The sequence below is a fragment of the Paenibacillus bovis genome, assembly GCF_001421015.2.
Classification (GTDB): domain Bacteria; phylum Bacillota; class Bacilli; order Paenibacillales; family Paenibacillaceae; genus Saccharibacillus; species Saccharibacillus bovis.
Genome location: NZ_CP013023.1, coordinates 3,345,415 through 3,360,583 on the forward strand (window position 1 = coordinate 3,345,415; position 15,169 = coordinate 3,360,583).

A 15,169-nucleotide genomic window follows, 5' to 3' on the forward strand; every position below is an offset into this window, starting at 1 on the left:
CCTTCGCATGTAGCCAACTGGATAGTAAGGCAATAAATTAATTTCCTTACATTTCTTAAAATTCTTTTTATTACCATTACAACATCCTTATCAGTATACAATGGAAAAGAATAACCTGTTAAGCATACATTTATATGTGTATCGATACGAGAAGAGATGTATAGATGGAAGTTGAGGTATATAGATACAAAAAGAAGCAGCCACCGCAGCAGCTGCTCCTTGATCTGGATCACATATATACAAATAATCACAAGTTCTGAACTCTTCACAATAAGCACCAACAGGATTAAATCAGTGTTTTAGATAGACAGCTGCTCTATGGCTTTGCTGATATCATAATCTTCTATCGCAATATCCGGCTCCATCTCCAGTGCCAGCTTGGCGAGCTGACTGCCCAGATAAGGACCGGCGGTCAGACCGGATGCTCCCAGTCCATTAGCTGCCAGCAACCCTTTCCACCCCGGCACTCTGCCGATGACAGGCAGAAATCCCGGTGTAAAGGGACGGAAGCCTACCCGCACTTCCTGAAAAGTGCTGTCCATCAGCCCCGGAGCCAGCTCCAGCCCTTTGTTCAATACCTCCTGCATGCCTCCGGCTGTGATTCTCGTGTCATATCCTTCGATATCATTCTCATGAGTAGCTCCGATCACGATCTTCTGATCATCAAAGGCCAACAGATACTGATCTGTAGGTGGAATCACAACCGGCCAGCTGCCGGTATCCGTCTGATTCGTCGTCTGAAGATGCATAATCTGCGCTTTTTGGAAACTGACCTTGAAATCAATTCCTAGCGGCTGCAGCAGCGAATGGGCCCATGCACCTGCACAGACCGCGACTTCATCGGCATGATAGGATTCAGTCCCCACCTTCACGCCGGTAATTCGGTCACTCTCCCACTGAAGAATAGCATCGCCGTGAATCTGTGTGGCTCCGTTTCTTACTGCGGAACGGATCAGTGCATCCCGCAGAGCACGTCCATCAATACGCGCTGCGCCGCTGATCTGTACCGCCTGATAACCTGCCTGCAAGAGCGGAAATTGCTGGCATGTCTGCTCTTCATCGAGTACAGTAATGTCCCCGATCTCCGGTGCATCATCTCTGCGCAGACGTGCCCGCTCTTCCATTTTACCGATTTTGTCGGGATCGGTATGAATACTGAGTGCGCCTACTTGCGCATATCCGGTCTCGGTCTCTCCTTCTTGTTCCAGTTCGCGGATCAGCTGGGGATAGAACTGTGCCCCTCCTCTGGCGAGACGATACCAGGCCTGATTACGCCGCTGGGACAGCCATGGGCAGATAATGCCTGCTGCTGCATCGGTAGCCTGTCCCTGATCCTGCCGATCGATAAGAAGTACTTCCGCTCCGGCTCGGGCAAGCTGATACGCTGTCGAAGCTCCCAGAATTCCTGCTCCGATTACAATTACTTTCTTCATTACGGTAGTTCCTTTCCTGTCTTCTCTAGGGTTACACGCTATACTATCTTAGCATGAGTCGAAATGAAATCCATGCCAAATTCCGGAGGAGATGTTTACAAGACAGCAACAAGTCCGATACGATATGGATACTGTGACATGACACAATAGATACAGCCAACCGACAGGAAAGTGCCGCTGCGCGAGCTGCTCTCCTGCTCTTATCCTGACTGTATCCAGAATAGATGCTTTTTGCAAAGGAGAATGTACGATGAAAAATAAAAAAGGAATCCGGATCGCTATAATCAGTACAATATGTCTTTTGTCTGCATGTGGCAGTAACAGTATGACAGCGCAGCAATCGGATACCCTGGTGTCCAGCGGAGTACATACTGCTGCGTCTTATGCTTCTGCTACAGCAGCAGAGCCTGCCAACACAGCCCATGCTTCCGCTTCGCCGGTCTCTGTGCATCCGACATCCAGCACTGCTATGAAGACGGTTAGTCATCCGGAAGCGATCGATGTACTGGTGAACAAGCAGAACAAACTGCCGGAAAAGTATACGCCAGCAGATCTGGTCTATGCCGATGTACGATTTACATTTAAGGAAAAGATTGAAAAGCGCAAAATGCGCAAGGAAGCAGCAGTTGCACTGAAGCAGATGTTTGCTGCGGCCGATCAGGATCATGTACCACTGGCAGGCGTCTCTGCTTATCGCTCCCATGCTCGCCAAAAAGCGATTTTCGAAGCCTATGTACGCCGGGATGGCGAAGCCAAAGCCCGTACTTACAGCGCTTATCCGGGTACCAGCGAGCATGAGACCGGACTTGCTATCGATGTGAGCGGATCGAACGGACGCTGCGCAGCAACAGGCTGTTTTGCCGGAACCAAGGAAGCCAAATGGCTCGCCCAAAATGCTGCGTCCTATGGATTTATTATCCGCTATCCAAAAGGTAAAGAAAGTATCACCGGCTATACGTACGAGCCCTGGCATCTGCGATATGTCGGCAAAACGATAGCAGGAGAGATATCGCGCAAACAGCTGACGCTGGAAGAATACAAGGCACAGCAAGCAACCTCTTCCTGACGATATCTGTATGCAGCCCAACGTGTAAATCAAGATGTAGCTCAAAACAAAGACCTTCTTTCGCTATGGAAAGAAGGTCTTTGTTTTATATCCGAATGCACAAATCCAGATTAATTGATTCCAAGCTTGGAAGGCCAGTTGCCATACCAGGCATAACCGGTACGTCTCTCCTGATCGATATCCTTAAGCTGGTATTTGACCACACCATCACGACCTACAAAGATCGGTTTATTGGTGTTCAGTTCGTAGAAACGTGCCCAGATCGGTGTCGTTACGCTTGGATCGCTGACTACGGTTACGTCAGAGCTTGTTTTCACGACACGGATGCCGGTAATTTTGACTGCTTTGAACCAGTCTTCGGCTGCTTTGATCGATGCAGTGATCTGGGAAGTGGCAGGTCTTGTTTTCAGGAAAGCCACAATACCTGCGCTCTCGCTTGCGCTCAGGGAAGGTACTTCGTAGATGCGCGCGCCCGCCGGCTTCAGGGTAACAGAATCATGCTGCTGTCCCCATGCAGTCAGTTTGCCGCCGGATACGACCTGCGTTTTCAGAATGCAGTCGATTCCTTTGTCTACAGCCTGTTTGCTTTTGCCAGCCAGTGTACTGTCGATAAAGGAAAAATCACCTTTTTTGTTGGCTACTTCATCCAGCAGGGTCATTACGCTGATCATGGCGTTGTCGTTATACGTGATATGCTGGTGATATCCAGATGCTTTGTACACCTGCGGCCATCCGCCATTGGCATACTGCATCGTGATCAGGAAGTTAATGCCTTTGACAGCTGCAGCCGAGTACTGGCTGTTGCGAGTTTTGGTATATTCGCTGGCCAAGCGGCGAATTTCCGTATATGTAGCTTTGTTATCGATAGTTGACTTGGCCCAGTCTCCACTGGTTTCATCATAGTATTTTTTCCATCCGCCATCTGCCTGCTGATTTTTCAAAATGTCTGATATACTGGCTGTTGTGCCGTCACCATCAGCGGCATGAACCGTAGAGAAGGTTGGTAGTACGAATGCCAGAATTGCTGCCAGACTTGCGATTTGAAGCAGCAGCCATAATTTGTTTTTTTGCATAATCAGTTCTCCTCGTCAAATAGATTAGATTACAGAATATATGTCTGATTCCGATATTCTGTAGTGTGTTTCCAGAAGAAGTACTCACACTACATTATTATGTAAACGTTATCAAACATGTGGTAATTTTACATATTATGCATTTTCGTGTCAATGATATCGATTCTCTTTTTATGACATTTTAGATATAATAATCAGGAATTTAAATATAAAAAAACCTCCAGCTTCATCGAGATGAACTGGAGGTTGATCATAATGTAATCGCAACTTGGCAACATATCATCTGTGTATGGGATCACGATATTTATTCTGTCCTGATGCCATACGTGCTAGGCATGTCTGAGCTTCTGATTGACCCGTTCTGCGAATAACAGCATAAGCAGAATGTATGCAAGTACCACAAATGGAAACCAGCCTACATGTACATAAGCAGCAATCAATCCGAACAGTGGCGGCAAAATAGTAATACCTACGTAAGCCATAGCCAGCTGGTAGCCCATCAGACGCGCAGCATTCTTTTCTCCAAAGCGGGCAGGCGTCTCATGCAGTAATCCGGGAAAAATAGGCGCGAATCCGACACCGATCAGAATCAGGCCGCTCATTAGCAGAATCGGAGGCAGCGGCATGAGCAGCAGGATTCCTCCTGCTACCGCGGCCAATTGACCAATCAGGATTAGCCGGCGGTTGCTCATACGCAGTGTCAGGAAGCCCGTGATCAATCGTCCCAGGGTAATACCGGCAAAGTATAACGATACCCAGCCGGCAGCCATTTCCGGAGTGACTCCTCTCGCTCCGACGAAAAAGCTGGCTCCCCATAATCCTACGGTTGCTTCTGCCCCGCAGTAGAACAGAAACGTCAGCAGTGTAAAATTAACACCCGGAATTCGCAGCAGGTTGACTTTGGCAGCAGGATCACCGGAAGAATGATCCGTGGCCTGCGATGAATCTGTTGTATGTAACTCGGATCCAGACTGATTTTGCTTCTCGCGCTGCTTGGCTTCCTGCTGAATAGCCGCTACCTTTTTCCAGAGCGGCAGAGTAAACAGCAGGATAACGACCAATACCATCTGTATAATAGCTACCGCCTGATATCCACCTCTCCATGAGCTTTCCGTTCCCATGTAATAGGCCATAATGATTGGCCCTGTAGTAGCGCCTACTCCCCAAAAGCAGTGCAGCCAGCTCATATGATGGGCTTTGTAATTGGAGGCTACATAATGATTCAGACCGGAGTCTACGGCTCCGGCGCCTATTCCGAGCGGAATCGCCAGTACCGCCAGCCAGGTTAGTGACGGGACAAAAGCAAAGCCGAGCAGTGCCCCTGCAGTCAGACAGCAGCTGATCAGGGTGACCCATCCGGTTCCCAGTTTGTTCAGCAAGGTACCACTGACCAGACTGGACAGGATAGTACCTACCGATGCGATAATCGATAATGTACCGGCTGCTCCAAATGGCGCCTGAATATCCAGATGCATGACCGGCCAGGCTGCTCCCAGCATGGAATCAGGAATACCCAGGCTAATAAAGGATAAATAAATGACAATCAGAAACAGTGTAGCCATAGGTGCAATAACCTCCATCTTTGGAATATCTGCTGATTCAGCATCTATCATATCATCAGACCCCGACTTTTTAAAACATTTATTAAAAGTAATTTTATTTCATAGTATCTACTCTATGATAGCTGCTGTCAGAATACACCGAATCGCCTGCTCGGTGGTCAGCAGCTCCCGAATACCGGTACTGCGCTCCACATATTCCACTTCTCCTGCAGCAGCTCCTTTTCCTATAACAAGACGAATCGGAATACCGATCAGATCGGAATCCTTGAACTTCACGCCAGCTCGTTCATTCCGGTCATCCAGCAGCACTTCGCAATGAGCATCTGTCAATTTCTTATACAGTTCAAGAGCCGTACTCATCTGCTGCTCATCTCTCACCGAGACCGGAATAAGATGTACTTGATAAGGAGCAATAGAAGCTGGCCAGCAGATTCCCTGCTCATCATGATGCTGCTCTACGATCGCAGCAACCAGTCTGGATACTCCAATCCCATAACAGCCCATTTGTATAGGTTGATCCTGACCAGATGAATCGGTATAAGTGGCATTCATTGCAGCACTGTACTTGTCTCCCAGCTGGAATACATGTCCTACTTCGATCCCGCGCTGAAAATGGATATGTCCATCCTGACAGCGTGGACAGCTGTCTCCTGCGCGTACATTGCGAAAATCGCCGATATGCCGAAGTACAAGATCACGCTGTACATTCACATGGAGATAATGGTAATCTTCCTCATTACCTCCAGCAATCGCATCCTTCAGGGCGAGGATAGAATAATCAGCCAGACAGACCAGCTCGGTAGAGGCAAGCGCATAGGGTCCGGCAAATCCGACAGGAGCTCCTGTTACACGCTGAACCGTGTCTGCATCAGCCATCACCAGTTCATCGACCTGCAGATAATTCCGGACTTTGATTTCATTAATCTCTTCATCTCCACGGATCAGTACAGCAATCGGCTGAGAGTCGACCAAAAAGATGACCGTTTTGATTATTCGATCCGGGGTTATCGACAGCGCCTCGGTCAATTGTGCAATCGTACGCAGACCCGGAGTGTGGACCTTTTCCGGCTGTACATGGTCTGTACTGTCTGTCTCCTCTGTGATTCCGATTACGCCGGTTGCCGAATCCGTAGCAGGAATATCCATCATCGTTGGAAATGCAGCTGCTTCAGCAGACAGGACTTTTTCGTCTGCTTCATTACGTATAGATACCGGAATAAATGAACTTGCTGCAGATTCTGCCTTTTCCAGGTTCGCAGCATAGCCGCAGTAGGAACAGACAGCAATTGTATCTTCTCCAGCATCTGTCATAACCATAAATTCATGTGTATTGCCCTGTCCTCCGATAGATCCCGCGTCTGCTTCCACTGCGCGGAAATCCAGTCCGCATCGCTCGAAAATGTGATGGTAGGCATCGTACATAATCTTGTAGGACTGCTGCATAGTCGCTTCATCTATAGCAAAAGAATAGGCATCCTTCATCAGAAACTCTCTTCCGCGCAGCAGACCGGATCGTGGACGACGCTCATCCCTGAACTTGGTCTGAATCTGGTACAGAATAACCGGTAGCTGACGATAGGAACCGATCTCGCTGCGAACCAGATCCGTTATTACTTCTTCATGCGTAGGTCCGAGCACGAAATCCCGCTTGTGCCGATCCTGTAACCGGATCAGCTCCCGCCCATACATTTCATAGCGACCGGATTCCTGCCACAGTTCTGCAGGCTGTATCGCTGGCAGCAGTACTTCCTGCGCTCCGCTCCGATCCATCTCTTCACGAATCATCTGTTCGAGCTTGCGCAGAACAATGCGTCCAAGTGGCAGATACGTATAGATGCCTGCTGCAAGCTGGCGAATATATCCTGCCCGCAGCAATAGGCGATGGCTTGCTGCTTCTGCGTCTCCAGGAGATTCACGCAGTGTAACGGCTAATAGCTGGCTTTGTTTCATGGATGAATTCCTCCCTAACTGAGTATAAAACAACAAAAAGACACATCCGTCAGGGACGAATGTGTCGTGGTACCACCCTAATTTTGATTATGAATCATCAACAGCGTTGTTCTGCTATAAGCAGAACACTGCGACGCGTCATGATAAATAATCCTTAAAGCCGTTAACGGAGGCATCCGGCAATACCATACAGAGCAGAGTCACTTGCTCTGCCTGAACATTGCAGCTCACAGGATAGGGGCCGGATTCAGTCGCAGCGGGAAACCTTGCAGCCGGTGGATTTCCTCTCTGTACAGCGATGGGAGAATCAAGGGTCCTGATCATAGCTATTGATGATTAACAACATGAAATATACGATATTCCATTATTGCTAAAATAAGTTAGTATAGAGATTACTCGATGGGCTGCGAGTCTGTCAAGAGCGATATACCGGCTTTAAAATTGTCGGCATGGGATTCCATTAACTCCCTCTTTTGTTCCTGCAGCTCAATCTGTCGAGTCAGTTTTTGCTGTCCCGCTGCAGAATGCTCTTCCGATTCTTTTAGCCTATCCAGCTCTGTCTGCAGCCGTTTGGCTTCCAGATTCAACCTCTGAATCTGCTCTTCATATTCAATCTGCTGGTGCAAAGGAAGCATGACCAGCTCATACACGGCCGCTCCCTCCCTTTCCCGGATTCTCGCATTAATAAGAAAAGAAACAGCTTCACCGTTACCCGACTTGACTGCAAGCTGAAGAGCTTCGATATTGGTGTTTAGACGAATACGCGGAATAAAGTACATCTGATAAAAAATACGGCTGGCCCGGGTAAGAATCGACTCAAAATGACAACCATACAATCCATGCTGATTATAACCAAGTAGCTCAAGCAGCCTTTCGTCTGCAGCAGCGATAAGATGATCGGAAGATAACGACATATAGCCGCAGAATACCTGGTCTAATCGCTTATTCATCAGCGGGGTATCTCCATTTCCGTGACCGACTGGGCAAGATATTCCTCGATCAGGGAAATTGTCTCGTCCGGATGGCTCATATGAGGACAGTGCCCGGTCGCTTCCATCAATTGAAAGATGCTATGAGGCATCTGCTGATGCATATAGGCACCTACTTCCAGAGGAGCAATATAATCCTGATCACATTGCAAAATAAGGGCAGGCGCCGTCACATGCTGTAGCTCGGCGCGATAATCCGACATAAAGGTGATCTGGGCAAATTGCTGTATGATCATCGGGTCAGACACACAAAAACTCTCGTGCAATTCAGCAGTCAGCTCCGGCTGGCCCGGATTCCCCATAATGATCGGCGCGAGAAAACGGGCCCAACCCAGATGATTTTGCTGCATTAACGAGAGAAGCTCTTCGATATCCTGTTGTTCAAAACCGCCTATGTAATCGGGTAAATCATTGATGTATCGCGGTGAAGGAGCAATCAGAATCAGATGTTTAAAATAATCAGGTCTGCGTAATGAAGCCAGTAAACCAATCATGCCGCTTACCGAGTGGCCGACAAATATAGGATCTTCCAACTGGAGATCATCACAAATCTGCAGCAGATCCTCTGCATAACCGGTAAGCCGTCCGTGACGATCATTATCATACGCCAGCAAATCGGATTTTCCGGAACCGATGTGATCAAATAGGATAACCCTGTAATTTTTTTCAAAAGCAGGGGCCACAAACCGCCACATACTTTGGTCACATCCAAAACCATGAGCAAAAACAATGGGCTGACTTCCGTTCCCCGTAACTTTTACATTATTTCGACTCCGGATGGTAGACATATGAGGCTCCTTTCATACATATAGCCATGTTTATTTAAATTCAGTATATCTTAATTTCAAAAAAATATTGCATCAAATTTTAATGAATACACAAATTAGACAAGTACTCTCTTACTTCAATACAGAAATCCAGCTTGCTTCGATACATATAACAAGTGCAGCTCTGCACCATGGTATGCTTATAGACTTGTATATACACAAAATAATGTGTAAAAAAGCAGAAACAGCAGCTGCATAGGCTGCTGTATTCCACATCGTATTCCTTAGCGAAGCAAATTGGTCTTCGCCAGATCAATTAGTTCATCACCGCGTCCGTTCATGATGGCTTTGGCCATCCATAAAGAGAATCCTTTGGCCTGCTGCAGGGTAATTGTCGGCGGCATGGACAATTCCTGACGATTCACTACTACATCGATCAGGGCAGGTCCATCGTGCGCCAGCGCGCGTTGTACTGCATCCTCTAGCTCCTCCGGATCTTCGACACGGATACCCTGGATGCCGAGTGCATTTGCCACGGCTGCAAAGTCGGTCTGATGCAGATCGGTACCGGATTCCAGGTAGCCTCCAGCTTTCATTTCCAACTCTACAAAGCTGAGCGCACTATTATTGAAAACAACAACATTGACCGGCAGATTATGCTGCTTGAGTGTGATCAGATCACCCATCAGCATACTGAGACCTCCGTCACCGGAAAATGAAATAACCTGACGTTCACGTTCCGCTGCCTGTAATCCAATCGCCTGTGGCAGGGCATTCGCCATAGTGCCGTGGTTAAAAGAACCAATCAACCGGCGCTGTTCGCTCATTTCCAGATAGCGGGCTGCCCAGACGGTAGGCGTCCCTACATCACAGGTAAAGATAGCATCTGCTGCTGCTGCATCGCTGACAACTTTAGTCAAATACTGGGGATGCATTCCTTTGGGTCCGGTATGTCCTTTGATTGCCATCTCATCGAGTTCTTCACGTACCTTGGCATAACGATCGGCAGATTTGCTTAAATGACGGGAATCATGTGCAGTAGTAAGACGCGGCAAAATCTGCTGTACGGTCGATTTGACGTCTCCGCATAATCCAAGAGTTATATTGGTTCGTCTGCCTAGACGGGAAGGATCGATATCCAGCTGGATGATAGTCGCATCTTCCGGATAGAACTGACGATAAGGGAAATCGGTACCGAGCATCAGCAGCAAGTCACAATCCATCATCGCATGATAACCGGAAGAATACCCAATCAGTCCAGTTAATCCTGCAAAATACGGATTATTGTACTCCAGATGTTCCTTGCCTCGCAGCGCAACGACCATTGGAGACTGCAGTTTCTCGCACAGTTCCATCAACTCTGCATGGGCACCTTTGCAGCCTGCACCACAAAGGAGGGTGATCTTTTTGCCTTCATTCAGATACTGTACCAGCGTCTGCAGTTCTTCTTCCGAAGGTAACACAACCGGCTTGGCTGCATGATATACCTGTTCGGGCACGGGATGAGTCGATTCATCCAGACTGGCAATATCGCCGGGAAGAACAACAACAGATACGGTAGACCCTGCAATAGCGGTCTGAAGCGCCATAGTCAGTGTACGCGGCATCTGTTTCTCGGTCATAATAACTTCGCAGAAATCACTGCACTCCTGAAAAATAAGCTCCGGATGCGTCGCCTGAAAGTAGCCGCTGCCAATCTCGTCACTCGGGATATGAGCTGCGATCGCAAGCACTGGTACCCGGTTGCGATAACAATCATACAATCCATTAATCAAATGAAGATTACCCGGTCCGCTGCTGCCTGCGCACACAGCTATGGTGCCATTCAGTTCGGCTTCGGCTCCTGCAGCAAAAGCAGCTACCTCTTCATGCCGGACATGAATCCATTCGATTTTGCCGGAACGCCGTACTGCATCAATAATCGCATTTAATGAATCGCCGGTAATACCAAATATCCGTTTTACTCCGGCTTTGACGAGTGTATCTACCACCGAATCTGCAATCGTCTTTTTCAAAATGTCTGCCTCCCTTATCTATCAGCTCGTATTTTACAACAATTGTCTACAAATTTTGCAAACTTCTCTTTGTCTCTTTACCCTTATTTACCTTACACTTAACAACCGACCAATAAATTAGACATCCTTTTCATTATGTAATTATCATTATATAAAATGTAATCCATTTCATACTGTCGCTCCCTACCCAACTATGCCCTGGTGTATTCTGAGTTTGCTAACTATAAGGTCAGCAGGTTCATAAAAAAACGCCCGGATCGTATCCGGACGTTTGAATAACCAATATATGAAACGCAGCTCATTAATATCGAGTACAACAAGAAAAAGATGTGCGAAAATGCAGGGGTACGAAGGTATTCTTATCTACATACAAGATCTTTGTCTCAAAAAGATCAATATCGCATCCATACATCCTCATACTGGGAATGGCGCTTGAATTGGGCCAATGCATAAGAGCAGGTTGGCAGAATCTTTTTGTTTTCCGCTCTGGCTGCCTGTACGACCTGATCCAACAATCCCTGGGCTATTTTGCCGCCGCGGTATTCAGGATTCACGTACGTATGATTAAGTGTCCATGTATCACTTTCCGGTCCGGGAATATACGTAATCTCGCCGATAATCTCTTCTCCTTTTTTCAGGAAAAAGGCAGTGCCTTCCTTGATCAGCTGTCCACCCTCGATCAATTCGGCTCCGGGGTTCTCATACGCCGGTGTAATAGCTGTAGCCTGCGGAGGCTGCATTACGGGCGTCTGGCTAGCTGAAAGTGTACCCTGTCCACCGCTATTAGCCTGCTGCATCTTGTTCTCGTCTGCCGCAAAGCCCCCTCCTGGTGTATTAAATTCCTCTTTGACGATGGTCACACTCTGTTTTACATCCTGGGTAGCCGAAGACAAATTGCTGCGTGTATCCTGTACAGCCATTTTGCTGTCCTGAAGTCCGCTTTTGAGCTGGTCGGTAGAGGCTTTGGCTTCCTGTGAGGTTTCTTTGGCATGCTCCATCGTATGCTGCAGATTTTGCTTGGCTTCATCTACATCGCTTTTGACGTCGTTCAGAATAGACTTGATTCCATCCATAGCCTGCTTGGCTTCGTTAATGCTATCTTTAATACCTTTTAGTTCCTTGATCGGGTTTTTCATTATTTATTCCTCCATTCCTTGCTGTCGCCAGTCATCCGGCAAAAAACAGCGGTCTATTGGGCGGATGAGTATATCGTGCCATGCCCCATCCTCTATTTCTGTTATATAGTTATTACCCAATCTGCAGCGCTTTTCTCTTGTTAGGCTGTTTTTACTTTATTTTTACACAGAAGCCCTTTTTATTTGACGGATGTAAAGGATCATAGCCCTAAGCACCAAAAATAAATCAAGCGATTTTAGCCTGTATTCCGCTGTTCAGCACGAAATCGCTAAGAAAAAGAAGGAAAAAGCTGGAATTTAGAGCATGAATGATATATTTGATCGTCACGCGTTTTTACACTCGCTTAATCTATTTTATAGCGTTTTCATTTTTGGGACATCGGGAGTATGATGTAGTCATCACCAACAAGCAACGCTTCACCAACAAGCATTAACGGCGTTGTCAGGTGATTCACTCCAATTCTTTTTTATCGGGAAAGGAGAGATCGTCCAATGGAGTAGGTTAGCAAAGCATACTGGTTCAACTGCAGAACAATCTGGCATACGTGAAAATGCCCATGATCGCAGATTGCAGGTATGCGGGACATCAATCTTACTCAGTTAGACGAAGCAACAAGGAAGAAGCTTTTTCAAGCAAGCCTTAACTACTTGCGGGAAAGGAGCAGGATTCCGTTGGAAAAAGGTAGCGAAGCATACTAGCACAATTTCACGCTAGGAAAACGTAGTGACAGCGTTTTTCGTGGATATTGGAGTATGCGGGAAACAAATCGGCGGTACAGAGTCAAAATTACGACAGAAAGTAGGCTCGGAATGAACTGTTTTCAAGCAAGCATGACCAATACTTGCTAAGAAGGGAGCAGGATTCCAATGCAATAGCGTAAGCGAAGCATATTATAATCGACTGCACACCGGAAGGTGTACGTGAAAACATCTTTCGCAGTTCGTGGATATGTGGGGACTCATAGGAAATAAGGTATGATCGATTTAAAGTATTCGATGTATGTATTAAGGCTTCAATCAAGAAAATGCAAAATGCTGTATTGAGTATTTATACAGCGGCATCAAGATGATTTTGGATTCAAGATATGTGATTCAAACTATTTATGGAAACAAGAAATTTTAAAACGTTTTAAGGCTTTAAATATTGAGGATTTAAATTTTTAAAATGCTTTAAATCTTTATGTTTGATATGAATGAATTGTAGAACGAATGAAAGTATGTTCTTCATTTTGAATATGATGAAAGGCTGTGAACAGAGGAAAATGCTATTTTCGAACAATGTTGAATTGACTTGTTAGGAAGGGAGCAGGATTCCAATGAAACAGGTTAGCGAAGCATACTAGATCGGTCTCACGCTGGAAAAGCGTCAGTGAAAACGTTTTTCGTGATATCGTGGTATGTGGGAACTCATCCCATATGCAAGGACATGGATGATTCATTGTAAATGTGCGGACGGACTTTCTTCACCGTAAATCAGGTGAAAACCCATGAACCGTATATTCAGCCCGTCGAAAAGGGGAATAACGGACATGCGAAGCTTTTCGGATAAAGCTTCCCAAAAAATGAAATCGATGAACAATCGCTAAACGGTTGTCTGCGACTGCAGAGCTTGGACAATCGGCAGCATGGATCGGTGCAAGTCTATACCATGTCAAGCATGTGGATTGTTGTATAGGAGGATAGGTTACAATTGAATATTGCTACTAACGATTAAACCCCTACAGCCTTGTTAATTCAAGTATGTAGGGGATTTATATTTGTATACATAATCAGACATACTGACGTCAGAAAGACCCGGCGATATGTCCGGGTCTTTCTGACGTTTGGATTTATACGCCCAGTACTTTGTTAATCGCAAGTTCTACGCGATCTTTTTGAAATGGCTTGACGATAAAGTCTTTGGCACCGGCTTGAATAGCATCTACGATCATTGCCTGTTGGCCCATCGCGGAGCACATGATAATTTTGGCATCGGGATTTGTACTGCGGATAGAACGCACAGCTTCAATTCCATCCATTTCCGGCATGGTGATATCCATTGTCACCAGATCAGGCTTGTTAGCTTCATAAGCTTTGACTGCTTCCAGTCCGTTTCCTGCTTCTGCCACGATATCGTGTCCCAATCCAGCCAGCATATCTTTTAGCATCATTCTCATAAATGCAGCGTCATCCACTACCATAATTTTAGCCATTCGTTTATTCCTCCATTAATTATCATTCATTTAGATATCTATTTTGATATACATGCCGGAGTCGTGCAGCAGACTGGCGAATAGCCTCCTGTGCCCGATCCAGCTGACTCATCGTAACAAAACCATGAATCATGCCCTCATAACAGATATATTCGGCTTCTACGCCTTCTTCTTGAAGCCTGCGCGCATATTCAGCCCCACTATCTCGCAGCGGATCGTACTCTGCAGTGATAATGGTAGCTGGCGGCAATCCATTTAGATCACTACTCAGTACAGGTGAAGCATAAGGATGATTCTCATCCTCCGATTGTTCAAAATAACATTTGCGGAACCAGTTCATCATATCTGCCGTCAGCAGGTAGCCATAACCATTTTCCTGATAAGAACGCGTATCTGTCGCATTCCCGGTCGAGGGATAAAACAACAGCTGATAGCAGACCGAAGGTCCACTCTTGTCCCGGGCGATGATACAGGCAACCGCTGCCAGGTTACCGCCGGCACTATCCCCGCTTAACGCAATACGCCCTGCATCAATACCATATTCTTCCGCATGTTCAGCAATATAATTCAGGGAATCATAGGCATCCCATACAGCTGCCGGAAAAGGATGTTCCGGAGCCAATCGGTAGTCCACAGAGATAACGACACATTCTGCTTCACGAGCGAGCCTTCTACATAATTCATCATGGGAATCCAGACTTCCCAACACCCAGCCTCCTCCATGGTAAAAAACAAGGGCAGGATGAGCTTCGGCATCTGTCGGTGTATACAGGCGAACCGGAACCTGCCGATCCGCTAGAGGAATAGTACGATCCTCTACCCGGTATATATCGGTTTGGGAGGCCATTTGTTTTAGAGCTGAACTTTGTTCTATGGCACGAATCATTTTGGGGTCTATTGAATCCATAGGTGGCATCTGATACTGGTTATATTGATTCAGGAATTCTTGTACTTGTGGATCCAGTGGCATATTGCTTCTCTCCTCT

The 15,169-nt window shown here is 46.7% G+C and carries 11 protein-coding genes; 1 reads left to right on the forward strand and 10 read right to left on the reverse strand.

Going from position 1 to position 15,169, the window contains the following annotated elements; translation table 11 throughout:
- Positions 1-299: 299 nt before the first annotated feature.
- Complete coding sequence (locus tag AR543_RS14265) at positions 300-1,433, reverse strand: NAD(P)/FAD-dependent oxidoreductase (RefSeq protein WP_060535148.1); 1,134 nt, start codon at positions 1,431-1,433, stop codon at positions 300-302.
- Between the two features lie 250 nt (positions 1,434-1,683).
- Between AR543_RS14265 and AR543_RS14270 the strand changes: the two genes are divergently transcribed.
- Positions 1,684-2,499 carry a M15 family metallopeptidase gene (locus AR543_RS14270; protein ID WP_060535149.1) on the forward strand — a complete coding sequence of 272 codons (816 nt, stop codon included), beginning with the start codon at positions 1,684-1,686 and terminating at the stop codon, positions 2,497-2,499.
- A gap of 110 nt (positions 2,500-2,609) precedes the next feature.
- On the opposite strand, the gene pelA is transcribed toward AR543_RS14270, so the two are convergent.
- From pelA to AR543_RS14315, 9 genes are all read right to left on the reverse strand, one after another.
- Positions 2,610-3,572, reverse strand: coding sequence for a pectate lyase (gene pelA / locus AR543_RS14275; protein WP_060535150.1), 963 nt, complete (start codon positions 3,570-3,572; stop codon positions 2,610-2,612).
- A gap of 329 nt (positions 3,573-3,901) precedes the next feature.
- Entirely contained in the window at positions 3,902-5,134 is a 1,233-nt protein-coding gene (locus AR543_RS14280) for an MFS transporter (protein ID WP_060536790.1), read from the reverse strand.
- Between the two features lie 108 nt (positions 5,135-5,242).
- Positions 5,243-7,084: a proline--tRNA ligase gene (locus AR543_RS14285; RefSeq protein WP_060535151.1), complete on the reverse strand. Its 1,842-nt coding sequence runs from the start codon at positions 7,082-7,084 to the stop codon at positions 5,243-5,245.
- A gap of 392 nt (positions 7,085-7,476) precedes the next feature.
- On the reverse strand, positions 7,477-8,034 hold the full coding sequence (locus AR543_RS14290) for a hypothetical protein (RefSeq protein ID WP_060535152.1): 558 nt from the start codon (positions 8,032-8,034) through the stop codon (positions 7,477-7,479).
- Positions 8,034-8,861, reverse strand: coding sequence for an alpha/beta fold hydrolase (locus AR543_RS14295; protein WP_060535153.1), 828 nt, complete (start codon positions 8,859-8,861; stop codon positions 8,034-8,036). Before AR543_RS14295 ends, AR543_RS14290 begins: the two co-directional genes overlap by 1 nt.
- 263 nt (positions 8,862-9,124) lie before the next feature.
- A complete protein-coding gene (gene poxB, locus AR543_RS14300) occupies positions 9,125-10,855 on the reverse strand; it encodes a ubiquinone-dependent pyruvate dehydrogenase (RefSeq protein WP_060535154.1) in 1,731 nt (576 codons plus the stop codon).
- 392 nt (positions 10,856-11,247) lie between these two features.
- Positions 11,248-11,991 (reverse strand): GNAT family N-acetyltransferase, encoded by a 744-nt coding sequence (locus tag AR543_RS14305; RefSeq protein WP_060535155.1) that lies wholly within the window; start codon positions 11,989-11,991, stop codon positions 11,248-11,250.
- A gap of 1,829 nt (positions 11,992-13,820) precedes the next feature.
- Complete coding sequence (locus AR543_RS14310; protein ID WP_060535156.1) at positions 13,821-14,183, reverse strand: response regulator; 363 nt, start codon at positions 14,181-14,183, stop codon at positions 13,821-13,823.
- Between the two features lie 22 nt (positions 14,184-14,205).
- Positions 14,206-15,153, reverse strand: coding sequence for an alpha/beta hydrolase (locus AR543_RS14315; protein ID WP_060535157.1), 948 nt, complete (start codon positions 15,151-15,153; stop codon positions 14,206-14,208).
- Positions 15,154-15,169: the final 16 nt, after the last annotated feature.

What these genes read in the sequence shown, in the direction of transcription:
- AR543_RS14270 (WP_060535149.1), top strand. Translation starts at nt 1,684, where the DNA reads ATGAAAAATAAAAAAGGAATCCGGATCGCTATAATCAGTACAATATGT.
- AR543_RS14310 (WP_060535156.1), bottom strand. Translation starts at nt 14,183, where the DNA reads ATGGCTAAAATTATGGTAGTGGATGACGCTGCATTTATGAGAATGATG.
- AR543_RS14285 (WP_060535151.1), bottom strand. Translation starts at nt 7,084, where the DNA reads ATGAAACAAAGCCAGCTATTAGCCGTTACACTGCGTGAATCTCCTGGA.
- AR543_RS14280 (WP_060536790.1), bottom strand. Translation starts at nt 5,134, where the DNA reads ATGGCTACACTGTTTCTGATTGTCATTTATTTATCCTTTATTAGCCTG.
- AR543_RS14315 (WP_060535157.1), bottom strand. Translation starts at nt 15,153, where the DNA reads ATGCCACTGGATCCACAAGTACAAGAATTCCTGAATCAATATAACCAG.
- AR543_RS14305 (WP_060535155.1), bottom strand. Translation starts at nt 11,991, where the DNA reads ATGAAAAACCCGATCAAGGAACTAAAAGGTATTAAAGATAGCATTAAC.
- pelA (WP_060535150.1), bottom strand. Translation starts at nt 3,572, where the DNA reads ATGCAAAAAAACAAATTATGGCTGCTGCTTCAAATCGCAAGTCTGGCA.
- AR543_RS14265 (WP_060535148.1), bottom strand. Translation starts at nt 1,433, where the DNA reads ATGAAGAAAGTAATTGTAATCGGAGCAGGAATTCTGGGAGCTTCGACA.
- AR543_RS14290 (WP_060535152.1), bottom strand. Translation starts at nt 8,034, where the DNA reads ATGAATAAGCGATTAGACCAGGTATTCTGCGGCTATATGTCGTTATCT.
- AR543_RS14295 (WP_060535153.1), bottom strand. Translation starts at nt 8,861, where the DNA reads ATGTCTACCATCCGGAGTCGAAATAATGTAAAAGTTACGGGGAACGGA.